The organism is Anaeromyxobacter sp. SG17, from assembly GCF_022690695.1.
GTDB classification, from domain to species: domain Bacteria; phylum Myxococcota; class Myxococcia; order Myxococcales; family Anaeromyxobacteraceae; genus Anaeromyxobacter; species Anaeromyxobacter soli.
Genome location: NZ_JALCYX010000019.1, coordinates 44,692 through 65,249, shown reverse-complemented (window position 1 = coordinate 65,249; position 20,558 = coordinate 44,692). Strand labels below are relative to the sequence as shown.

The window sequence follows — 20,558 nt, the reverse complement described above, 5'->3', positions numbered from 1 at the left end:
CAGCGCGCAGCTCGACGCCGGCCAGCTCCGCGCGTCCTGGTGGCCGCGACCCCTCCGGCCGGCCCGCGCGCCTGCGGCGAGCTCAGGGGACCGGCTCGCCGCGGACCTTGGCGCGGAGGTCCACCCACCAGTCGTTCACCGTCCCGTACACGTCGTCGGGCCCCTGGTCGGCGCGGCTCGAGGTGTCGAGATGGCAGACGAACTCGAGGGCGCTGACCCCGTCACCCACGGCGTACGCGACGAGCGAGCCCGACTGCACGCGGATGTCCTCGATCCCCTCGACCTTCTGGTAGCGGAACCCGATCTGCTCGGGCGCCTCCAGCGTGCCGAGGAGCGGGCCGCCGCGGTACACGATCGTCCACCGCCCCTTGTAGATGGCCGGGCCCGCCGCGTAGCGGATCGAGAACGAGATGGGGTAGTCGGGCTCCACGTCCGCCGTCGCGTACCAGCTGTCCGTGCCGTGGATGCGGCTCACGCGCGGGTCGCGCAGCGCCTCGAGCACCTGCGGCACGGACGCGTGCAGGTAGGCCGCGCCGTGCGCGAAGGCGAGCCGGCCCTCGCGCCAGCCGGACACGATCTGGATGGCCTCGGGGTGCGGGTCGCCTCCGTCCGGCGGCGGAAAGGCGGCGGTGGAAGGCTCGATCGGCTGGTAGCCGGCCGCCGGGTCGAACGGCGTCTTCACGTTGTCGGGGCACCCCGTGAGCGCAGCCGCCGCGAGCGCCGCGAGCGCATGAGGGACGCGCATGATCGGCCTCCGGGTGAACGCATAGCGCCGCCGCGGAGCGGCGCCGCTCCCGCACGGCAGCGCGACCCGAGCGGGAGACCTCGAAACGGCACGTTGACGCAAGGTCCGTGCGGTGGTGCGCTCCTCGACGGTGGAAGATTCGCACGCGGTCGCCATCCCGAGGTCGCCATGAAGAAGCTCCTCGCACTCTCCGTCGCGCTCGTCCTCACGGCCTGCGGCGACGGCGGCAACGACAAGAAGGGCCCGGCGCTGACCGGGAAGCTGTTCGGCCAGACGTTCGACCCGGCGGAGGTCGTGTTCGCGGGCCCGCAGCAGTCGGCGAGCTGTACGTTCCCCGGGGTGCCGATCACCTACGGCATCGGCGACGCGCTGATCGCGTTCTCGCCGCAGGCGGGCGCATGCGCCCTCGCGGACCCGTGCCACGGCCGCAAGGACTTCACGTTCGTCGCGGGGCTGCTGGCGCACGCCCAGGTCCCGGCGACGGCGCAGGCCCCGGCGCTCGACGCGGGCTCGTACGCGGTCTACGCGACGCTCGACGAGGCCGTGCCGGCGATCGCCGCGAACGTGTCCGGTCCCATCCGCGCCGCGCTGCTCCCCGCGCAGAAGACGGACGCGCAGTGCGTCCCGGGCACGCCGCCGAGCGCCACGGGCACGATCCGGATCGACTCCGTCGGCGCGACGGAGCTCGTGGGCGAGATCGACGTCACGTTCTCGGACCAGCAGGGGGGCTTTTTGCGCGGGCCGTTCACGGCCAAGGCGTGCCCCGGCGTCACGTTCGACGCCTGCTTCAGCGACACCGGCCTGACGTGCTCCGGGACCCCGACCTGCCAGTGATCGCGTCGCGCCGCGGGGCGGCCGCCATCGGGCGCCTCGCGGTCGTCCTCTCGCTCGTGCTGGCCGCGGGGGCGCCCGCGGGCTCCCTCGCCGGCGAGGACGAGGGCGTGTACCTCGGCCCGCGCTTCCGCTGGGCCGAGATGCCCGTCCTGCAGCGGGTCCTCCACGACGTCGTCGCGATCCCCGCGAACGCGCCGCGCTGGAGCGCGGGCGACTTCGGGCAGCTCGCCCTCTGGTCGGGCGCGGTCGGCGCGCTGATGTTCCCGCTCCACGACCCGGCCGACGCGCGGCTCGATCGCTGGATTCACCGGGAGCTCGACTCGCGCCTGCCCACCGTCTGGACGGAGTGGATGCAGCCGACCCTCTGGGCAGGGATCGCGGCCGGCGGGCTCGGGACCTGGGGGTGGGCGGTAGCGCACGGCGACCAGCGGGTCGCGCAGGGCTGCTCGCTCATGGGCGAGGCGCTCGCGGTCTCGCAGGTCTACCACCTCACCCTCAAGTTCGCGCTCGGGCGCGACGGCCCCTGGGACGGCGACCAGAGCGGCGACATCAAGGGCCCCGCGAACGCGCTGCGCGTCTACCCTGCGGGCACGCCGTCGGGCCACGCCGCGACGCTCTTCAGCCTCGCCACCGCGGGCCTTTCGTACTTCCGGCCGCCGGTCTGGGTGCAGGTGCTCGGGTACGGCGCCACGACCACGCTGGTCGCGTTCCACGTCATCGACCACCGCCACTTCCTGTCGGACTCGCTGTGGGGCTCGGCGATGGGCTTCTACGTGGGGAGGTGGGTGGTCCGGCACCGCGCCTCGCCGCTCGACGCCGACGGGCGCGCGATCCGCGCTCCGCGAGCCTCGGTCGTGCCGCTCGCCGTCCCCGGCGGTGCGGGGCTCGCGCTCGTCGTCCGCGACTGACCGGAGCCCCTCCCGCCCCCCGGTGGGGGCCGCGACGTCATGCCGTTGATCCGCGCCGGGGCCGATGCTTTCTCTCCCGCATGCGCTCGTTCACGCGGTTCGCCTGGGCGGTCCTCACCTACAACCTGCTCGTCGTCGCCTGGGGTGCCTTCGTGCGCGCGACCGGGTCGGGCGCGGGCTGCGGCAAGCACTGGCCGATGTGCAACGGCCAGGTGGTGCCGCGCGCCCCGGCGGTCGAGACCGTCATCGAGTTCACCCACCGCGCGATGAGCGGCCTGGCGCTGCTCCTCGTCGTGGCGCTCGTCGTCGCGGCCGTCCGTGCGTTCCCCGCGGGCCATCCGACCCGCAAGGCGGCGTGGGCGTCGCTCGGCCTCATGATCCTCGAGGCGCTCGTCGGCGCGGGGCTCGTCCTCTTCGGCTGGGTGGCGAAGGACACCTCCTTCGCGCGCGGCTGGGTGATGGGCGTGCACCTCACGAACACGTTCCTCCTGCTCGGCGCGCTGGCGCTCACCGCGGACTGGAGCGCGCAGCCCGGCGGGATGCGCTTCGCGGGGCGCGGGGCGCTCGCGGGCGGCCTGTGGCTCGGGTTCGCGTCGGTGCTCATCGCCGGCGTGACCGGGGCGGTGGCCGCCCTCGGGGACACGCTCTTCCCGGCCACGAGCTTCGCGGAGGGCCTGCGCCAGGAGCTCTCCACCGAGGCGCACGTGCTGCTGCGCCTGCGCGTCCTTCACCCGTTCGCGGCGATCGCCACTGCCGCGGTGCTGCTCCTCGTGGCGCGGCTCGCCCTCCGGCTCCGCCCCGACGCGCGCGTCCGCCGGGCCGCGCTGGGCCTCATCGCGCTCGTGGGCGCCGAGCTCCTCGCGGGCGTCGTGAACCTCGTGCTCGCCGCGCCGGTCCCGCTGCAGCTCCTGCACCTCCTGCTCGCCGACCTCGTCTGGGTCGCGCTCGTCCTCCTCGCGGCGGCCAGCCTCGCCCCGGGGCGGGTGGAGGTCCCGAGCGAGACGCCTGCCGCCCTGCCCGCCGGGCTGCGCGGCTAGCCGCTGCCAGGCTCCCCGTTACGTCCTCGTAGGCGACCGGGTACAATGCCGCGCCTCGTGCGTGCGGCCGGGGGGCTGCGCTCGTCCCGAGCGCTGGCTCGGTCGCACGGAGAACCAGGAGAAATTGAAATGCACGTTCGGACCACTCGGGTCGTCGCGCTTGCGACGCTCGTCACCCTCATCGCCTGCGGCACCGCCGGCAAGCGCACGGCCATCGGCGGCGGCGCGGGCGCCCTCCTTGGCGCGGGCGTCGGCGCGCTGGCGGGCGGCAAGAAGGGCGCGCTCATCGGCGCGGGCGTCGGCGCGTTGGCCGGCGGCTCGGTCGGGCTCTACCTCGACAAGCAGCACAAGGAGCTCGAGAAGGTCGCCGAGGCGAAGCGCACCGAGAACGGGATCCTCGTGAACATGAAGAACGACATCCTGTTCGACACGAACAGCGCCGACCTCAAGGCCGAGGCGGTCACGCAGCTCACGCAGGTGGGCGACATCCTCGCGAAGTACGCGGACGACCGCATCCAGATCGAGGGCCACACCGACTCGTCCGGCTCCGACTCGCTCAACGAGACGCTCTCCCGCAAGCGCGCGGACTCCGTCCGCACCGTGCTCGTGTCGCGGGGCGTCCGCGAGGAGCAGATCTCGGTCGCTGGATACGGCGAGTCGAAGCCGATCGCCGACAACGCCACGAAGGAAGGCCGGGCGAAGAACCGCCGGGTCGAGGTGCACATCGACGTGCCGAATCCCAGTTAGGGGGGGGGGGGGGGGGGGGGGGGGGGGGGGGGGGGGGGGGGGGGGGGGGGGGGGGGGGGGGGGGGGGGGGGGGGGGGGGGGGGGGGGGGGGGGGGGGGGGGGGGGGGGGGGGGGGGGGGGGGGCGCGGGCCCCGGGGGGCCCGGGGGGGGGCCCCCCCGCGACGGCTCCCCGCCGGGAGGGGTTGCACCCCTCCCCGTCGCTTCGCGACGGGGCCCCTCCCTGCTGGCGCGGTCGTTCCAGTGGCGGGTGAAGTGATTAGCGGGGGGCTGGCGAGCCGTCGAGCGGTAGGGCAGTGCACTCGCCTCCTCGCCTCCTGCGCTCGTGGCTCGCTCGGCCGCTCGGTCCAGCCCGCTCCACCTGGCGCTGGCGCGGGCCTTCCTCGGCTGCGCAGCTTGAGAGACACGAGCGCCGCGGGCGTGAGGGGGGAGCATGCGAGACCGGATCGCGTGGCCGGAGCTGCCGCTGTCGCGCTGGAGCGACACGCGCGCGACGCTGCACATGTGGACGCAGGTCATCGGCAAGGTGCGCCTCGCGTCCACGCCGCTCGTGAACCACTGGTGGAACGTGCCGCTCTATCCGACGGCGCGCGGGCTCACGACCTCGCTCATGTTCCACGGCGCGACCGGCTTCGAGATCTCGCTCGATCTCCTCGACCACCAGCTCGAGGTCGCGACGAGCGACGGGACCTTCGGCGCGATGCCGCTCGTGGCGCAGCCGGTGTCGCGCTTCCACGCGCGGCTCATGGGGATGCTCCGCGACCTCGCCATCGACGTGCCCATCCGCACGATGCCGGTGGAGGTGCCCGACCCCGTCCCGTTCGACAAGGACGACCTCCACGCCTCGTACGATCCGGAGTTTGCGCAGCGCTTCTGGCGCGTGCTCCTCGCGACGACCCGGGTCCTGTGCGACTTCCGGGCGCGCTTCCTCGGCAAGGCGAGCCCGGTGCACTTCTTCTGGGGGAGCTTCGACCTCGCGGTCACGCTCTTCTCCGGCCGGCGCGCGCCGGAGCGTCCCGGCGCGGACTGGATCACGCGCGAGGCCTACTCGCACGAGGTGATGTCGTTCGGCTTCTGGCCGGGCGGTGGCGGGTTCGAGGACGCGGCGTTCTACGCGTACGCGGCGCCGGAGCCGCCGGGCTTCGCCTCCGCGCCCGTCCGTCCGCGCGAGGCCCGCTACGACCAGGGGCTGCACGAGTTCCTGCTGCCCTACGCGGCGGTCTGCGCCGACGCCGATCCGGACGCGCGGCTCCGGGAATTCCTCGAGACCACCTACGAGGCAGGGGCGGAGCTCGGAGGCTGGGATCGCGCCGCGCTCGAGCGCGGCGCGCCCGCGGAGGCGGCCGCGCCGGCTTACGGCGAGACCTCCGGCGCCCCGCCGCCGGTCCACTGACCCCCCGGCGGGCGTTGAGGCCTGCTCGCCCGCCGGCAATGGGAGTGCCCGGATCGCGGACCGGCACGTGGAGGAGCCATGAAAGAGACGCACACCTGGAACGACCGGCTCGAGGTCGGGCACGAGGCGATGGATCACGACCACCACCTGCAGATCGGGCTGGTGAGCGCGTTCGTGGACTCCCTCGAGCAGGGCCGCCCGTGGATGGCGCGGCGCCTCGCCGATCAGCTCCTCGCTTACAGCGTGGCGCACTTCGGCAGCGAGGAGCTGCTCATGGAGGGCAGCGCGTTTCCCGAGCGCGACGCCCACGCGGGCGAGCACGGCGCGTTCCTCGAGCAGATGCGCGAGCTGCAGCGCGCGTTCGCGAGCGGGGACGAGCAGCTCGCCACGACCGCGGCGCTCGACCTCCGGACCGCCCTCGCGGCGCACATGAACGACGCCGATCGGCGGCTCGCGGCGCACGTCGCGCCGCACACGCACGGCTGACGGACCTCCGTCGCGTCCCAGCGCGGCGAGCGCTCGCCCGTCTCCCCGTGGCCCGGAAGCCGTTCTCGACGCAAGGAATTGCGGCTGTGCGCCGGCGGTTCGACACCTCGGTCTCTCCGGAGGTGTTCGTGGCCACGTTCCTCGCCGTGCTGATCGCCGTCTCGCTCGCCGTGCTGGTCGCTGCACTCGCCAAGCTGACCCGCCCGTCCGGGCCGGCACGGCTGCCCGCGCGCGTGACGGTGCCTGCCCGCGCCGGCCGTCTGCGCCGCCGTCGCTGACGGCGAGCCCAGCCGACGGTGCGCGCGCGACCCTCTCCCGGTCGGCGCCGCTCCGGTGAACGCGCATTCATGTCGTGGCGCGTGGTCGCTTCGCGCGCCCCGTCGCCTCTCCCGCCAGCGCGCGTCCCTCGACCGTGGGATGCCGCGGGCCCTCGGTTCACTCCCCGTCCTGTGCGCGGCGAGACCCAGGCCACCCACGTGAACGGGTTCGCAGCGGGTCCGGGGCGAACGGGGTAGACACCGTAGGTGAAGGGTGGGGCGGTGCGTCCGGCGGCGAGGCGGTGAGCCGTCCGCGCGCACGGGCGCGAGCCGCGGCATTTGGCGCGCGAGCGCTCGCCAGGCTCGGGCGGCGGCTCCGCGCGGGCGGGACGTCCGCCCTCCCGCCGCGTCTCCGTCGCGCCCATCGTTCGGCGAGGGGGACGCCACCATGACGCGTCGAGAGTTCCTGGAGCTGTCCGCGGCCATGACCCTCGCGCCGCTCGCCGCGTGCGGCGGTCGGTCGGCACAGGGCGGGACGCATGACGCCGTCCCGGCGGCCGGCGGGTCGCCGCTCCCGCAGCGGAAGCTCGGGCGCACGGGCGTGGCGGTCTCGCTCGTCGGGCTGGGCGGCTTCCACATGGGGATGCAGGCGACGGAGGAGGAGAGCCTCCGCATCGTCCGCACCGCGGTGGACGGCGGCATCACCTTCCTCGACAACTGCTGGGACTACAACGACGGCGAGAGCGAGCGGCGGATGGGGAAGGCGCTGCAGAACGGTTACCGCGAGAAGGTCTTCCTCATGTCGAAGATCGACGGCCGCGACGCGGCGACGGCGGCGCGGCAGATCGACGAGTCGCTCCAGCGCCTGCGCACGGACCACCTGGACCTCATGCAGATCCACGAGGTCATCCGCCCCACCGATCCCGCGCGCTGCTTCGCGGCGGGTGGCGCCATCGAGGCGCTCGTCGCCGCCCGGCAGGCCGGCAAGCTCCGCTACATCGGCTTCACCGGGCACAAGTCGCCTCGCTGGCACCTCGAGATGCTGCGCGAGGCGGACGCGCACGGCTTCCGGTTCGACACGGTGCAGCTGCCCCTCAACGTCCTCGACGCGCACCACGACAGCTTCGAGAAGAACGTCCTCCCGGTGCTCGTCGAGAAGGAGATCGGCGTCATCGGCATGAAGCCGCTGGCGGACGCCCGCATCGTGAAGCAGGGGATCGCCTCGCCGGAGGAGTGCCTCGGCTACGCGATGAGTCTCCCCGTGAGCGTGGTCGTCACCGGCTGCGATACCATCGAGCGTGTCGAGCAGGCGCTGCGCGTCGCGCGGGGCTTCCAGCCGCTCGCCGAGGATCGCGTGAACGCGCTGCTCGCCCGCACCGCCGCGGCGGGGCAGGACGGCGCGAACGAGCTCTACAAGACGACCGAGGAGTACGACGGGACGACTCAGAACCCGCAGTGGCTCGGGTAGGGCGACCCTCACCTCCGCCCGGCGCGAGCCTCCCGCGCGAGCGCGATCCGATCGAGCAGCGCCGCGAGCCGCACCCCGGCCTTCTGGAGCTGCGCCTCCGCCCGCGCCCGCTGCCGGTCCGGGTACGCGTCCGGCAGCACGAGGCTGCGGCCCTCTCGTGGGAGCGGCTCGAGCTCCGCGTACAGCGCCCGCGCGAGCGCGTGCGACTCGTTCGCCCACGCGGCGGGCGACGGCTCGGCCGCCGCGGGCGCCGCCTCCGGGCCGCGGACCTCGCGCGCGAGGGCGCGCCCCGCCGCCACCGCGCCGCGGCGGTACAGGATGGGTCGGAGCACGTCCTCGTCCCACACCCGGTGCAGGCTGCGCGGCCTCTTCCCGCCGCGCGTGCGGGTCTCGAGCTCGGTGCCGCCGCGATCGCGACCGTCCGCGTGCAACGGCTGGTGCACGTCCGCCGCGAGGTGGACGAGCCAGCGGAACGCGTCCGCCCTCCGGACGGCCGAGTCTCCGTCGCGGAGCTCTGCGACGGCGCGCTCCATCGCGGCGACGATGCAGGCGTCCCCCGGACAGTCGCGCTCGCGCACGTAGCCGGCGGCGCCGGGAGGGATGTTCACGTAGTGCCAGGGCCGCGTGGCGGGCTCGCGCTGGGCGTCGGCCCATCCGGCGACGCGCGCGTCGGACATGGGCGTCGCGCCGAGGAGCTCTCGCACGAGCCGCCGCGCCGCGGGCGTGAGCCGCTCCTCCGCGACCGCCGCCGCGACGCGGTGGCCCTGCGTGGACCAGGCCGCGGCCGGCGACGGCCCGACGGCGAGCGCGGCGGCGAGGGCGAGGAGCGGGAGCGTGGCGGGGGAGCGGGTCATCTGGCCTCGGCGTCTAGGGGAGAACCTCGAGCCTACCGCTCCCCGCCGACGCGGACCTCGGCTCGCACCGGGTTCGGGGCTTCACACGCGCCCCGCAGGCGATACTAGCGCCGCGCGGAGTCGTTGGAACCGAGTGGAACCCGGCGCCGGAGGCGACGAGCGGTCCGGGCCGACCGGACCGCGCCTGCGGTATCGTGCGCGCGATGGATCGCGAGCGCGTGGCGCTGTACGTCGGGACGGTGGCGGCCTACTCGGACATGTACGTGACCCAGCCGATCCTCCCGCTGCTCTCGCGGGAGTTCGGCGTGGGTCCGGCGCGCGCGGGGCTCACCGTCTCGGCGGTCGTCCTCGCCGTCGCCGCCGCCTCGAGCGTGTACGGTCCGCTCTCCGACGCGCTCGGGCGGCGGCGCGTCATGGCGAGCGCGACGGCGCTCCTCTCCCTCGCGACCCTCGCCTGCGCCGCGGCGCCGTCGTTCGGCGCGCTCGTCGGCCTGCGCGCGCTGCAGGGCGCGTTCGTGCCGGGCATGACCGCGGTCGCGGTGGCCTACGCGGGCGACCGGTTCTCCCCCGCGGAGCTCGGACGGGTCGTCGGCGGCATCATCGCCGCGTCGGTCGTGGGCGGGCTCGTCGGGCGCGTCGGGTCGGGCGCCATCGCCGCCCACCTCGGCTGGCGCGCCGCGTTCGTGGCGTTCGCGGCGCTCACCCTCGCCGCCGCGGCGGTGCTCGCTCGCGGGCTCGTGCCGGGAGCGCGCGTCGCCGGGCGCGGGATCGTCGCGGCGTACGCCGGGATGCTGCGGCACGTCCGCGATCCGCGCCTCGTCGGGGCCTACCTCGTCGGCCTCTCGCTCTTCTTCGGCTGGATGGGGATCTTCACCTACCTGCCGTACCACCTGTCCGCCCCGCCGTACGGGCTCTCCACCGCGGCGGTCTCGAGCGTGTACGTCGTGTACGCCGCGGGCGTCGTCGCGTCGCCGCTCGCGGGCAGGCTCTCCGGCCGCGTGCCGCCCCGGCGCCTCATCGGCCTCGGCCTGGCGGGCGAGGCGCTCGGGATGGTGCTCGTGCTCGCGGGGCCCCTGCCGCTCGTGGTGATGGGGCTCGTGGTGCTCGTGCTCGGGACGTTCACCGCCCAGGCGGTCGTGCCCGCGTTCGTGAACGCCTCGGCGCGGACCGCCAAGGGCGGCGCCAGCGCGCTCTACCTCGCCTTCTACTACGCGGGCGGGACGCTCGGCTCGGCGCTCCCCGGGTTCGCCTGGCAGGCCGGGGGCTGGGGCGCGGTGGTGGCGGTCTGCGCCGCCTCGGTCGGCGTCGGGATCGCCGCGAACGCGGCGCTGTGCGGGCGCGCGCCCGCCTGATCCGCACGCCCCCGCGCCGCGCTACTTCAGTAGCTTCACGAAGCCGAGGGCGCGGGACTGGCGCCGCGGGGCGAGGGCCCATCCCCGCCAGCTGCGCGCGACGCTCCGCTCGACGAGCTCGTGGGTCGAGAAGCGACCGGGGCCGGCGGTGAGCAGCGCGGCGGCGATCCCCATGAGCGCGAGGTTGAACTCGAACCCGCCGTTCACGTTGGAGAAGCCCTTCGGCGCGTGCACCTTCGCGACGGCGACCGCCTGCGTGGCGAGGATCGCGAGCGCGCCGAGGCGGGTGCCGATCCCGAGGATCGCGGTCGCGCCGCCGAACACCTCCGCGACGCCGGTGAGCGTCGCCCAGGTGACCCCCGGCTTGATCCCGAGCCCCTCGAACATCTCCCCGGTCTGCTTCGGACCCTCACCTCGCAGCTTCTGCAGGCCGTGGTACAGCATCGTCGCGCCGAGCGTGGCGCGCACCGGGACGAACGCAGCGTCCTTCGCGACAGCGGTCATCGAGCTCACGAGATCTCCCCCCGGGGAAATCTGGTGCCCTGAGCCGGCGCGACAAGGAGCGCGCCGCCTCACGAGCGCCGCCACGCACGGCGGCGCGGCGAGGGCGCGCGGGGCGAGCGCTGGAGGGGCAACGTCACCGGGGCCGGTAGGTCCCGACGCGGACGGCCGCGCGGACTCGCACCGGCTCCGGCAGCGCGGCGATCCGGGCGGCGAGCGCGGCGGCGTCGGCGTGCCACGCGCTCGGGCCCATGCCGACGAGCGTCCGCACCTCCGCATGCTCGAGGGCGAGCTCGCGCGAGGCGAGCACCTCGCCCTGGAGCACGAAGCGCTCCCCCAGGCTCGCCTCGACGCGCTCGGCCTTCTCGGGGTCCACCGCGAGGAGCCCGAGCGCGTCCACGAGCGCGGCGAGGTGCTCGGGCGCGGGCGTGACGACGACGAGCGCGCCGCCCTCGCCGAGCACGCGCCGGAACTCGGGACCGTTGCGCGGCGCGAAGACGTCGAGGACGAGCCGCGCCGCGCCGTCCGCGACGGGCAAACCGCGCCACGTGTCGCACAGCGCGGCCGCGGCCCGGGGGTGGGCGCGCGCCGCGCGGCGGAGCGCCGGCTTCGAGACGTCGAGCGCGAGCCCCGCGGCCTCGGGGAGGGCGTCGAGCACCGCCGCGAGGTGGTGCCCGGTGCCCGCGCCCGCGTCCACCACGAGCCGCGCGGGCCCGGCGCCGCCGGACCACGCCTCGCGCGCCGCCGCGACGAGCGCGTCCGTCACGAACGCGTAGTGTCCCGCGGCGAGGAACGCCGCGCGGGCGGCGATCATCTCGCCCGAGTCGCCTGCGTGCGGGCGGCTGCCGGTGTCGAGGCTCACGTAGCCCTGCCGGGCGAGGTCGAAGCTGTGCCCGGCGGGGCAGCGCAGCGCGCGGCCGCTCCCGGCGGCGACCTCGGCGAGCGGCCCCGCGCAGAGCGGGCAGCGCAGGGCGTTCAGGATCTCGGGGAGCATCGGAGCCCGGCTTAGCACGAACCGGGACCGCGGGTGCCCCGACTCGCCAGCAGGCACGCATCGCGCCGGCCCGCGCGAGCGAGCGACGCCCTCACCCCCCGAGCTCCTCGACCAGGCGCCGGACGAGCTCGCGCGCGGGCAGCGCGCGCGCCCGCGCGACGCCCTGCCCGGCCCAGAGCGACAGGTGCTCCGGGTCGCCCTGCTGCGCCGCCGCGGCGCGCATCGGACGGGTGAGGGCGTTCTGGAGCGGGTAGGGGAGGATCGCGCCCGGCTCTGCGTCGACGAGGCGCATGAAGGCGTTCTCGAGCCCGCGCGCCGGCCGCCCCGAGAACGCGCGCGTGAGCGCGGTGGTGTCGGCGCGCGCGGCGAGGATCGCCCGCTTGTAGGCGGCCGACGCGCCGCACTCCGGCGTCACGAGGAACGCGGTGCCGAGCTGCGCCGCGGCGGCGCCGAGGCGCAGCATCGCCGCGACGTCGCGCCCGTCCATGAGGCCCCCCGAGGCGATCACCGGGACGCGCACGGCGGAGACGCTCTCGGCCACGAGCCGCGCGGTGGGGACGAGCGCCGCCTCGAACGGCCCGGCGAAGGTGCCCCGATGGCCGCCGGCCTCGGCCCCCTGCGCGACGACGGCGTCCACGCCGGCCCGCTCGAGCAGCCGCGCCTCCTCCACCGTGGTGGCGGTCCCCATGGTGAAGACGTCGCGCTCCCGGAGACGCCCGAGGACCTCCGCGGACGGGACGCCGAACGTGAAGCTGAACGCCGCGGGGCGCGCGTCGAGCACCACCGCGAGCTGCGCCTCGAACGCGTCCGCGGCGAGCGTGGGGACCGTGGGCGGCGGGAGGCCGAGGCGCTCGTGGACGCCCGCGAGGAGCTCGAGCATCCGCCGCGCGTCGCCCCCGGCGCTCGCGTCCCACCCGCCGGCGAACAGGTTCACCGCGAAGGGCGTGGACGTCCGCGAGCGAATCTCGCCGATCGCGTCCTCGAGCTGCTCCGGAGAGAGGTACGCCGCGCCGAGGCTCCCGAGCGCGCCGGCCTCCGAGACCTCCGCCACGAGGGTGGTCGTGGGGATGCCTCCGAGCGGCGCCTGGATGATGGGGTGCTCGAAGCCGAGCCGCGCGAGGAGCGCGTTCGCCTGGGCTGCCATGCGGTCTCTCCCTTGCCGAGCGGCGGCCGCCCCTCCGGGCGCGAGCCGAGGTCTCGGGAGGCTCTAGGCCGGAGGAGACGCCGCGGCACAGGCGCGAGGGGGGCGCCCCCGGCGGAGAGCGCGGGACCCTCGTCACGAGACACCTCGCGTGCGGGGGAGAGAGTAGGGCCGCGCACGCGCGCCCACCTCATGGCGCCACCCGCTCGCATGGAGCCTGCTGCGACGCACGCTGCCTGCCTGCGCCGGGCGGCCTCGTCGTTGCGCTCCTCGACGTGCCTTACAGGCACGCCTGCGGTGCTCCCTCCTCGGAGCGCCCGGCTCGGCGACGGCATCGCGCGTCTCGCGACGGCTCCACGCAAGCGACGGGCGCCATCACAGGTCGATCCGCCGGAGCCGATGAACCGCCGCCACGATGGGCAGGACGATCCACGCGAGGACCGAGGCGCAGAGGAGGAGCGCCGCGCCCACCGGTCCGCCGGTGAGCCGCAGGAGCGCGAGGGACGCTGCGCCGAACGCGGCGGTGCCTTGGACGGCGAGGAGCGATCCGACCCGGATCGCGCTCGCGGGGTTCACGACGACCGAGGCCACGAGGAGGCGCGACGCGGCCGTGGAGCGGAGCAGCGTCGCGACGCCGAGCGCGGCCACGTCGACGAGCACCGTCGCGGCGAACCAGACCACGAGGGCGAGCGCGAGCGCCCGCGTCCGCTTGCGCCCCACGGCGCCGGCGCCGACGAGCGCCGCGATCGCGAGGAAGACCGCGGTGAGCAGGACGGCCCCGAGCACGAGGAGGAAGTACGCGCCCGCGCCCTCCTCCCCGGCGTTCAGGAACACGACGAGCCCCGCCGCGCCGAACCCGATGAGCTCGGCGGCCGAGAGGGCGACGAAGAGGCCCGCGAGCTGCCCGAGCAGGACGACGCCGCGCCCGATGGGCTGCGAGAAGAGGAGCTCGGCGGTGCCGCGCTCCGGCGCGACGGCGAGCACGCCCATCACGAGCGCCGCGAGCGGCACCACCAGGACGACGAGCTGGACGAGCGACACGCTGGTGCGCGCGAAGTCCTCGAAGCCGCTGCCGCCCGAGAGGACGTAGCCGCTCGCGGCCACGCCCACGGCGAGCAGCGCGAACACGCCCGCGAAGATCGCCGTCCAGCGCGAGCGGACCGCGAGCGCGATCTCCTGGCGCGCGACGAGGGAGAGGGCGGCCAGCCGGGTCGGTGCGCTCATCTGCCGTCCGGTGGCCCCGCGGGGCCGAAGATCTCCGCGGCGGTCGCCGGGACGCCGCCGCGCGCGGCGGGATCCGCGTCGCGGGAGGCGGCGTCCGCGTGCGCGACGAGGTGCGAGCCCATCGGCGTCTCGAGCCTGGGATTCCGCGTGTACGTGGCGCGCGCCGTCCGGACCCACTCGCCGGTCCGGTGATCGGCGACCCAGGCCACCGCGCCCGCGTGGGGGCGGGACGCGGCCAGGTGGCGGGCGAGGCAGCCGAGGTCGTCGAAGAACAGCGGCTCCTCGCCCGGCGCCACGAGCTGCGCGGCGAAGTGGCGATCCGAGACGGCCATCCGGCAGAACGCGCAGGCGTCGTTCCGGGTGTCGAGGGGCGCCGGCGCGGGCGACCGGGTCCGGCAGGCGAGCGCGGCGAGGAGCGCCAGCGCGCCGAGCGCGCGCGAGAGGGAAGACGTCATGCCCGCACCTCCGTTCCGGAGCGCCCGGCGGCGCCGACGAGCTCGTCGTAGAGGAGGTCGAGCCGCCCCTCCTCCGAGGAGAGGCCGCGCAGCTCGGCGCCGCTCGCGCGCACCGCCTCCAGCGCGGCGGCGCGGACCGCGGCGGGCCCGATCACCACGATCTCGTCCCCGTGGAGCTCGGCGCCGGGCGCCAGCCGCTCGAGCTCGGACGGGAGCGCGGCCGGCGCGCGCGCGACGCGCAGGCGCAGGACCCCGCGCCGGGCGAGGCGCTCCGCGAGCTCGGCGCGATCGAGGTTCCCGACGAGCGCCCCGTCCACGAGCACGGCGACGCGGTCCGCGAGACGCTCGACGTCGGCGAGCTGGTGCGTGCTGAAGAGCACCGCGCGTCCCTCGCTGCGGCCGCGATCGGCGAGCGCGTGGGCGGCGGCGAGGCCGGCGCGGTCGAGGGAGGAGGTGGGCTCGTCGAGCAGGAGGATGGGCGCGTCGGCCAGCGCCACCACGGCGAGCCCGAGCCGCTGGACCATGCCGCCCGAGTAAGTCCCGACCGGACGGTCCGCCGCGCCCTCGAGCGCGGCCAGCCCCAGCGCGGCCTCGGTGCGCCCGCGGGCGGCGCCCCGCAGCCGGCGGTAGAACTCGACCACCTCGCGCCCGGTGAGCGCCTCGGGGAACGCCACCTTCTGCGGCAGGAACGAGACGCCCCGCCGGGCCTCGGGCAGCGCCGCGGAGCGGAGCGGCTCGCCGATCTCCACGCGGCCGTCGGTCGGCCTTACGAGCCCCGCCGCGGCCTTGAGGCACGTGCTCTTCCCGGAGCCGTTCGGGCCGAGGAGCGCCACGACCTCGCCGCGGGTCACCGCGAGGTCGACGCGCGAGACCGCGCGCTGCCGGCCGTAGCGCTTGCCGAAGGCGTCGAAGCGGATCACGGCGCCTCCACGTGCCGCCGAGGTCGCGCGCCGGCGAGCAGCGCCCCGCCGGCGGCGAGCGCCGCGAGCGAGCCCGCGAGCCCGAGCGGATCGGGCCTCCGCGGGCGCGGCGAGGGGCGGGGTACGGCGGGGAGCGAAGGCGGGCGCGCGAGGGGCCGCCGGTCGGCGACCTCGGACGGCGCGAGCACGGGGAACGCCCGCTCGGCGACCCCCAGCGCTGCGGCGGCGAGGCTCTGGGCGAGCAGATCGGCGGCGGTGAGGTTGCCGCGCAGGTGATCGAACAGGCTCCCGAGCACGAACGGCCGATCGGAGGCACCGTCGCCGTCGAGGTCGGGCTCGTCGTTGTCCGACCAGTAGTTGCCGTCGAGGACCGTGTCCGTCCGGCGGCCCACGAGCGTGAGGGAGGTCAGGTTCGCGATGAACGCGTTCCCCTCGATCCGGTTCTCGCCGCACGAGTCGTACACCACGAGGGCGGTGTCCGACTCGGCGACGACGTTCCTGCGCAGGAGGTTGCGGTAGGAGCCCTCGAGGAAGACGCCGCGCGCGTTGTCCGCGAGCAGGTTGTCCTCGGCGAGCGAGTCGTCGCAGGCCTTCAGGAGGAGGCCGACCGAGGCGAAGCCGCGGTTGTGGAGGAAGCGGTTCCGCCGGAAGACGAGCCGCCGCGAGTACATGAGCACGCCGCCGGCGTCCGAGCGCTCGAAGAGGTTGTCCTCGAAGACGTTGTCGTCCGAGTACATGAAGTGGATCGCGTAGCGCAGGTCGCGGACGGAGTTGCGGAGGATCGTGCCGTGCGGCGAGGACTGGATGTAGAGCCCGTCGCGGCAGTCGGCGATGTCGTTCCCCTCGAGCGTGAACCCGTCCGTGTTCCAGACGTGGATGCCCGAGCCCTTCTCGCCCGGATCCTTCCCTCGGACGCCGCGCACCACGTTCGCCTCGACGCGCGCGCCGGGCGCCTCCCGCAGGTACACGCCGAAGAGCGCGTTCGCGATCCGGTTGTCGCGCACCACGGCTCCCGGCGCGGAGACGTGCACGCCGGAGCTGTCGCGGCCGAGGTCGCCGCCGCCGCGCCCGTCCACGTCGAACCCGGCCACCGTCACGCCGGCCGCCCGGATCCGGACCACGCTCCCCTTGCCGGAGCCGCGCAGGAGCGGCCGCCCGCGCCCGACGAGCCGCAGCGGGCGGTCGATGACGAGGTCGCCGTCGTACGTCCCCGGCCCGACCTCGACGGTCGCGCCCGCGGGCGCCGCGTCGACGCGCGCCTGGAGCGGCGAGGCCTCGCCGGGGGGCGGCCGGCCCTCGAGCTGCCCCGGCGCGACGCTCGGCATGTCGCCCCCGGCCTGCGCCGCGATGAGGGCGGCGAGGAGCCCGGCCGCGGTCATGCGGGCTCGGCGGCGAGCTCGCGCCGCGCGCCCCGGACGGCGACGGCGAGCGCGACCGCCATCGCGACCGCGGCGACGATGATCGCCCAGGTCCCGACGCCGGGGTACGAGTACACCTCGAAGTTCGCGAGCTGCTTCGAGCCGAACACCGGCGGCATGAACGGCGGGACCTTCACGGGCGCGGTCGGCGCGAGCTCGTGGCCGTACGCCCACATCGTCTTCGCGAACGACCACAGGGAGAACGCGCCGACGTACATGGACAGGACCGTCACGTCGAGCACGTTCCCGACGGTCCCGAACACGGCGGCGCGGAGAAGCAGGAGCGCGAGGGCGCCGAAGACGAACGGCATCCACAGGAACTCCTTGAAGCTCTCCTGCGCGAGGTCGTGCATGCCGATGTAGTGGTTGAGGAGGTTGATCTCCTTCAGGTCCTGGCCGCCGTTGCCGCCCACGAGCTGCGAGGCGTAGATGTGCAGCCGCAGGCCGTCCTGGTACTGCGGCGCGAACATCGTCATGTCCCACAGCGGCTGCGTGAGCGCCACGACGAGCAGCACCGCCGCGAGCACGAGGAGCGCCCGCGGCGCAGCGCTGATCGGCGAGTCCAGCACCCGGTGGCTCTTCACGATGTAGCCGCGCAGCCGCCCGGCCGGCGGCGACATCGCCCGTTCCGATCGCATCACGCGCCCTCCGCCGTCAGTCGTGGCCGTTGTCGCGCTTGCGACCCTTCTCGTCGCCGCCCGCGCGCGGCTTCACGATGAGATAACCCTGCATCTCCTGGTGGAGCGCGGAGCAGAAGTTCGTGCAGTAGTAGGGGAACACGCCCGGCTTGTCGGCCTTGATGGTGACCGTCTTCGTCTCGCCGGGATCGAGGACGAGGTTGCGGTTGTACCCGAGCAGCCCGAACCCGTGCAGCTCGTCCGTCGTCTGCTCGATGTTGGTGATGGCGAAGGTGACGGTGTCGCCCTGGTTCACCTCCACGCTCGTCGGCGTGATGGTGGAGCGGACCACCACGGTGCGCACGATCACCTTGTCGCCCTCGCGCTTCAGGCCCGCCTCCTTCACGTCCCAGGTCGCGAGGGGGTGGTGGTTCTCCTCCTTCGGGTAGACCTCGATCGGCTTCACCTTGTCCGCCTTGATGATCTGCGCGTAGTGCGGCTCGGGCTCGGTGAAGGCGTCGTAGAGCAGCTTCATCTTCTCCTCGGTGATGTCGATGAGCTGCGACGACTCGGGCTGCGACGGCCCGAGCGACAGGTGCCGCCCGTGGGAGAGCTTGTTGAGCGAGACGACGTACTTGCCGTCGGGGCTCACCGTGTCGCCCTCGGCGGCCGCGAGGTGGCCGACCGAGTACGAGACCGGGATCTTGTCGACGACCTCCCAGGTCCCGAGCTTCCACTTCGCGATCGCGCTGTCGACGAACAGCGAGGTGTACGCGTAGCCGTCCGTGCCGAACTGGGTGTGCAGCGGGCCGAGTCCCACCGGCACCTCCGCGTCCTTGATCGACTCGTACTTGAGCACCGGGATCCCGTCCTCGTCGCCGGCGAAGTCCTTGTTCCGGATCGCGGTCTGCACCTTCTCGAAGTTGAACGCGGTGGTGACGCCCTGGAGCTTGCCCGAGCCGACGATCCACTTGCCGTCGGGAGAGACGTCCACGCCGTGCGGCGACTTCCCGCAGGGCATGAGGTAGATGAGGCCGGGGACGTCGCGCGGGTCGAGCACGCGCACGCCGCCGATCATCTTGCCCTTGCCTGCGGCGACGGACTTCTCGGCGAGCCGCCAGTCCACCGCGGCGATGTAGTCGCGGTCGCGCTGCGAGGCGGTCACCTCGAGCTTCCCCGTCGCGCGCTCCGAGTTGTAGCAGGTGAAGAACATCCACCCGTCGGACACGCCCTTGCCGGCGTCACCCAGGTCCCAGTCGAACGGCGGGGTCACGATCTCCCACCCGAGCGACATCTCGCCCGACTTGGGATCGATCTTCACGCCGACGACGACGCCCTTGTAGTCGGTGGCGTACTTCTCGATGGGCGCGTAGGTGCCGAGCGGGATCGGCACCGAGAAGCGCGAGGACATCATCGCGTACTCGGTGTTCGGCGTGACGAACGACGAGCCGTGGTTGCCCGAGACGTTCGGGATGGGGCCGAGGATCTGCTTCGTCTTGAAGTCGCGCAGGTCGATGCGCGCGACCCGCCCGTTCATGTCGTTGATGAAGAGCCAGCGGCCGTCGTAGTCGCCCTTCGTCTCCGAGAGGCCCGGGTGGTGAGCGTCACCCCAGGTGTACTCGCCGAGCATCTTCCGCGTGTCGTCGTCGAACCCGTAGCCCGTGCCGGGGTAGGGCGTGAACACGGGGATCGTGCCGAGGTGCCGCATCGAGGGCAGCCCGTACACGAACACCTGGCCGGAGTGACCGCCCGACGAGAACATGTAGTACTCGTCGAGATCGCCCGGGGCGATGTACGTCTTCTGCGCGGCCACCGCCGTGTCCGACGCGGCCGCCGGGGCGCGGCGTCCCCCCTTCGGCTTCGACGGCGCGCAGCCCGCGATCGAGATCATCGCGAGCGCGGCCGCCGCCATCGCGACGCGCCTGCTTCCTTGCACCGTCATGGCGTCCTCCTGATGTTCGCGGGCTCGACGCCCCGCTCCGTGGGCTTCGCGGCGGGCTCCGCGCCCTTCGCGCGCTCCTTCTGCCAGGCGGCGAACGCCTCGCGGAGCTTCGCGATCGCGACCTTCTTCTCCTCCGGCGTGAGGATGATCTGCCGGGAGAGCACCACCGCCATCGTGCCGGTCGGCGCCGCGAGGAAGTCGTCGAGGGTGCGGCCGAAGCGCTTCTGCACGTCCTCGACGGCGATCGACAGGTCCGGCCCGATCTGCGCGGGGCTCTTCACGCCGAGCGAGGAGATGCTGTGGCAGACGAAGCAGCCGGTCTTCACGAACCAGGCGCCCGGCCCGGTGCGCATCCGCTCCTCCTCCGCCACCTCCTGCTGCGTCTGCGGCTCGCTCCGCGGCGCGCCCGGGGCGAAGGACGTCGGGAGCGACGTGCGCTGCCAGGAGGTGACGAGCATGGCGAGCGCCTGCACCTCGCGGGTCGAGAACCCGAAGTTCGGCATCACCGTCTCCGGGACGATCGCCTTCGGCTCCTTCAGGTGCGCGACGTGCCAGGCGAACGCCGTCTTCTGGCCGAGGAGGCGCGAGTAGTCGTACTGCTCGGGCGCCTTGTCCCCGACGTAGGTCAGGTCGGGGCCGATGGTGCCGCCGCGGCCGTTCACGACGTGGCACGCCCGGCAGCCCTTGTCGCGCACGAGCTTCTTCGCGAGGTTCACCGCGTCGGCCCCCTTCGTCTCGCGCTCGAAGCGGTGGCAGAGGTTGCAGTTGATCTGGATGAGCGCGCCCTTGTCCTCCCAGGCGAGCGAGTACGCCTCGCCGAGGTACGGCCCGAGCACCGGCTCCTCCCAGTGCGGCGCAGGGCCGTGCGCCTCGTCGGCGTCGATCGAGTACCCCTGGCCGCCGTGGCAGGCGGTGCAGCCGAACCGCTCGACCGGGTGGGTCCGGAGGATCTCCGGCGGGTGCGTGCGAAACGGCTCCTCCGCGGCCTCGAACCCCTTCCACGGCCCGGCCTGGTGGCAGGTGATGCAGCGGTCCGCGCGGCGCAGCTCGGGCACCCAGATCTGCACGAGGCCGTCGTGCACCCCTCGCGCCTTCTCCTCGCCGAACTTCTCGGCGACGCGCCCGCGGAACTCGGCCTGGTACCAGCGCCAGTCCTTCGCGCGGTCACTCCACACGAACAGGATCGTCGAGACGACGAGCAGGACGCCGACGATCGCGAACAGGAGCCGGTCACGGGATGCGAACGGCGATGGCGTCACGGGTTCCAT

21 protein-coding genes are annotated in these 20,558 nt (G+C 74.5%); 9 read left to right on the top strand and 12 right to left on the bottom strand.

The annotated features are described in order from the left end of the window. Window positions 1-82 precede the first annotated feature (82 nt). A complete protein-coding gene (locus tag MNY60_RS09915; RefSeq protein ID WP_242334761.1) occupies window positions 83-745 on the bottom strand; it encodes a hypothetical protein in 663 nt (220 codons plus the stop codon). 168 nt (window positions 746-913) lie between these two features. Here MNY60_RS09915 and MNY60_RS09910 point away from each other — a divergent pair, with 168 nt between their 5' ends. From MNY60_RS09910 to MNY60_RS09875, 8 genes are all read left to right on the top strand, one after another. Next, the gene (locus MNY60_RS09910) at window positions 914-1,579 is read left to right on the top strand and encodes a hypothetical protein (RefSeq protein WP_242353009.1); all 666 of its coding nucleotides are present in this window, start codon (window positions 914-916) and stop codon (window positions 1,577-1,579) included. Next, entirely contained in the window at window positions 1,552-2,487 is a 936-nt protein-coding gene (locus MNY60_RS09905; RefSeq protein WP_242353011.1) for a phosphatase PAP2 family protein, read from the top strand. Before MNY60_RS09910 ends, MNY60_RS09905 begins: the two co-directional genes overlap by 28 nt. Before the next feature lie 80 nt (window positions 2,488-2,567). Then, on the top strand, window positions 2,568-3,524 hold the full coding sequence (locus tag MNY60_RS09900; protein WP_242334752.1) for a COX15/CtaA family protein: 957 nt from the start codon (window positions 2,568-2,570) through the stop codon (window positions 3,522-3,524). 129 nt (window positions 3,525-3,653) lie between these two features. Then, complete coding sequence (locus MNY60_RS09895) at window positions 3,654-4,271, top strand: OmpA family protein (RefSeq protein WP_242334749.1); 618 nt, start codon at window positions 3,654-3,656, stop codon at window positions 4,269-4,271. A gap of 430 nt (window positions 4,272-4,701) precedes the next feature. Next, on the top strand, window positions 4,702-5,661 hold the full coding sequence (locus MNY60_RS09890) for a DUF5996 family protein (protein WP_242334746.1): 960 nt from the start codon (window positions 4,702-4,704) through the stop codon (window positions 5,659-5,661). 78 nt (window positions 5,662-5,739) lie between these two features. Next, window positions 5,740-6,147, top strand: a complete 408-nt coding sequence (locus tag MNY60_RS09885) for a bacteriohemerythrin (protein ID WP_242334742.1) — start codon at window positions 5,740-5,742, stop codon at window positions 6,145-6,147. Window positions 6,148-6,275: 128 nt separating this feature from the next. Beyond that, window positions 6,276-6,425 carry a hypothetical protein gene (locus MNY60_RS09880; protein WP_242334739.1) on the top strand — a complete coding sequence of 50 codons (150 nt, stop codon included), beginning with the start codon at window positions 6,276-6,278 and terminating at the stop codon, window positions 6,423-6,425. 427 nt (window positions 6,426-6,852) lie between these two features. Further along, window positions 6,853-7,872 (top strand): aldo/keto reductase, encoded by a 1,020-nt coding sequence (locus tag MNY60_RS09875; RefSeq protein ID WP_242360539.1) that lies wholly within the window; start codon window positions 6,853-6,855, stop codon window positions 7,870-7,872. 8 nt (window positions 7,873-7,880) lie between these two features. Here MNY60_RS09875 and MNY60_RS09870 read toward each other — a convergent pair whose 3' ends face one another. Beyond that, on the bottom strand, window positions 7,881-8,726 hold the full coding sequence (locus MNY60_RS09870; RefSeq protein WP_242360538.1) for a S1/P1 nuclease: 846 nt from the start codon (window positions 8,724-8,726) through the stop codon (window positions 7,881-7,883). A 203-nt stretch (window positions 8,727-8,929) separates the two neighbouring features. Here MNY60_RS09870 and MNY60_RS09865 point away from each other — a divergent pair, with 203 nt between their 5' ends. Then, window positions 8,930-10,078 carry an MFS transporter gene (locus MNY60_RS09865; protein WP_242360537.1) on the top strand — a complete coding sequence of 383 codons (1,149 nt, stop codon included), beginning with the start codon at window positions 8,930-8,932 and terminating at the stop codon, window positions 10,076-10,078. Between the two features lie 21 nt (window positions 10,079-10,099). On the opposite strand, the gene MNY60_RS09860 is transcribed toward MNY60_RS09865, so the two are convergent. From MNY60_RS09860 to MNY60_RS09815, 10 genes are all read right to left on the bottom strand, one after another. Then, window positions 10,100-10,582 carry a DoxX family protein gene (locus MNY60_RS09860; RefSeq protein WP_242334791.1) on the bottom strand — a complete coding sequence of 161 codons (483 nt, stop codon included), beginning with the start codon at window positions 10,580-10,582 and terminating at the stop codon, window positions 10,100-10,102. Window positions 10,583-10,715: 133 nt separating this feature from the next. Then, window positions 10,716-11,573 (bottom strand): putative RNA methyltransferase, encoded by an 858-nt coding sequence (locus MNY60_RS09855; protein ID WP_242334726.1) that lies wholly within the window; start codon window positions 11,571-11,573, stop codon window positions 10,716-10,718. Window positions 11,574-11,664: 91 nt separating this feature from the next. After that, complete coding sequence (locus tag MNY60_RS09850) at window positions 11,665-12,717, bottom strand: nitronate monooxygenase family protein (RefSeq protein WP_242360536.1); 1,053 nt, start codon at window positions 12,715-12,717, stop codon at window positions 11,665-11,667. Between the two features lie 372 nt (window positions 12,718-13,089). Then, window positions 13,090-13,938, bottom strand: a complete 849-nt coding sequence (locus MNY60_RS09845; protein WP_242360535.1) for an ABC transporter permease — start codon at window positions 13,936-13,938, stop codon at window positions 13,090-13,092. After that, window positions 13,935-14,393 carry a nitrous oxide reductase accessory protein NosL gene (locus MNY60_RS09840; RefSeq protein ID WP_242334710.1) on the bottom strand — a complete coding sequence of 153 codons (459 nt, stop codon included), beginning with the start codon at window positions 14,391-14,393 and terminating at the stop codon, window positions 13,935-13,937. The genes MNY60_RS09845 and MNY60_RS09840 overlap by 4 nt, the downstream gene beginning before the upstream one ends. Beyond that, window positions 14,390-15,313 carry an ABC transporter ATP-binding protein gene (locus tag MNY60_RS09835; protein WP_242360534.1) on the bottom strand — a complete coding sequence of 308 codons (924 nt, stop codon included), beginning with the start codon at window positions 15,311-15,313 and terminating at the stop codon, window positions 14,390-14,392. The genes MNY60_RS09840 and MNY60_RS09835 overlap by 4 nt, the downstream gene beginning before the upstream one ends. After that, window positions 15,310-16,692 carry a nitrous oxide reductase family maturation protein NosD gene (nosD, locus tag MNY60_RS09830; protein WP_242360533.1) on the bottom strand — a complete coding sequence of 461 codons (1,383 nt, stop codon included), beginning with the start codon at window positions 16,690-16,692 and terminating at the stop codon, window positions 15,310-15,312. Before nosD ends, MNY60_RS09835 begins: the two co-directional genes overlap by 4 nt. Further along, window positions 16,689-17,369, bottom strand: a complete 681-nt coding sequence (locus MNY60_RS09825) for a hypothetical protein (RefSeq protein WP_242360532.1) — start codon at window positions 17,367-17,369, stop codon at window positions 16,689-16,691. The genes nosD and MNY60_RS09825 overlap by 4 nt, the downstream gene beginning before the upstream one ends. Before the next feature lie 16 nt (window positions 17,370-17,385). Further along, window positions 17,386-19,290: a Sec-dependent nitrous-oxide reductase gene (gene nosZ, locus MNY60_RS09820; RefSeq protein ID WP_242360531.1), complete on the bottom strand. Its 1,905-nt coding sequence runs from the start codon at window positions 19,288-19,290 to the stop codon at window positions 17,386-17,388. Continuing rightward, the gene (locus MNY60_RS09815; RefSeq protein ID WP_242360530.1) at window positions 19,287-20,558 is read right to left on the bottom strand and encodes a cytochrome c family protein; all 1,272 of its coding nucleotides are present in this window, start codon (window positions 20,556-20,558) and stop codon (window positions 19,287-19,289) included. The genes nosZ and MNY60_RS09815 overlap by 4 nt, the downstream gene beginning before the upstream one ends.

What these genes read in the sequence shown, in the direction of transcription:
- MNY60_RS09840 (WP_242334710.1), bottom strand. Translation starts at nt 14,393, where the DNA reads ATGACGTCTTCCCTCTCGCGCGCGCTCGGCGCGCTGGCGCTCCTCGCC.
- MNY60_RS09870 (WP_242360538.1), bottom strand. Translation starts at nt 8,726, where the DNA reads ATGACCCGCTCCCCCGCCACGCTCCCGCTCCTCGCCCTCGCCGCCGCG.
- MNY60_RS09860 (WP_242334791.1), bottom strand. Translation starts at nt 10,582, where the DNA reads ATGACCGCTGTCGCGAAGGACGCTGCGTTCGTCCCGGTGCGCGCCACG.
- MNY60_RS09875 (WP_242360539.1), top strand. Translation starts at nt 6,853, where the DNA reads ATGACGCGTCGAGAGTTCCTGGAGCTGTCCGCGGCCATGACCCTCGCG.
- MNY60_RS09885 (WP_242334742.1), top strand. Translation starts at nt 5,740, where the DNA reads ATGAAAGAGACGCACACCTGGAACGACCGGCTCGAGGTCGGGCACGAG.
- MNY60_RS09915 (WP_242334761.1), bottom strand. Translation starts at nt 745, where the DNA reads ATGCGCGTCCCTCATGCGCTCGCGGCGCTCGCGGCGGCTGCGCTCACG.
- nosZ (WP_242360531.1), bottom strand. Translation starts at nt 19,290, where the DNA reads ATGACGGTGCAAGGAAGCAGGCGCGTCGCGATGGCGGCGGCCGCGCTC.
- nosD (WP_242360533.1), bottom strand. Translation starts at nt 16,692, where the DNA reads ATGACCGCGGCCGGGCTCCTCGCCGCCCTCATCGCGGCGCAGGCCGGG.
- MNY60_RS09815 (WP_242360530.1), bottom strand. Translation starts at nt 20,558, where the DNA reads ATGGAACCCGTGACGCCATCGCCGTTCGCATCCCGTGACCGGCTCCTG.
- MNY60_RS09895 (WP_242334749.1), top strand. Translation starts at nt 3,654, where the DNA reads ATGCACGTTCGGACCACTCGGGTCGTCGCGCTTGCGACGCTCGTCACC.
- MNY60_RS09845 (WP_242360535.1), bottom strand. Translation starts at nt 13,938, where the DNA reads ATGAGCGCACCGACCCGGCTGGCCGCCCTCTCCCTCGTCGCGCGCCAG.
- MNY60_RS09900 (WP_242334752.1), top strand. Translation starts at nt 2,568, where the DNA reads ATGCGCTCGTTCACGCGGTTCGCCTGGGCGGTCCTCACCTACAACCTG.
- MNY60_RS09910 (WP_242353009.1), top strand. Translation starts at nt 914, where the DNA reads ATGAAGAAGCTCCTCGCACTCTCCGTCGCGCTCGTCCTCACGGCCTGC.
- MNY60_RS09850 (WP_242360536.1), bottom strand. Translation starts at nt 12,717, where the DNA reads ATGGCAGCCCAGGCGAACGCGCTCCTCGCGCGGCTCGGCTTCGAGCAC.
- MNY60_RS09825 (WP_242360532.1), bottom strand. Translation starts at nt 17,369, where the DNA reads ATGCGATCGGAACGGGCGATGTCGCCGCCGGCCGGGCGGCTGCGCGGC.
- MNY60_RS09865 (WP_242360537.1), top strand. Translation starts at nt 8,930, where the DNA reads ATGGATCGCGAGCGCGTGGCGCTGTACGTCGGGACGGTGGCGGCCTAC.
- MNY60_RS09855 (WP_242334726.1), bottom strand. Translation starts at nt 11,573, where the DNA reads ATGCTCCCCGAGATCCTGAACGCCCTGCGCTGCCCGCTCTGCGCGGGG.
- MNY60_RS09890 (WP_242334746.1), top strand. Translation starts at nt 4,702, where the DNA reads ATGCGAGACCGGATCGCGTGGCCGGAGCTGCCGCTGTCGCGCTGGAGC.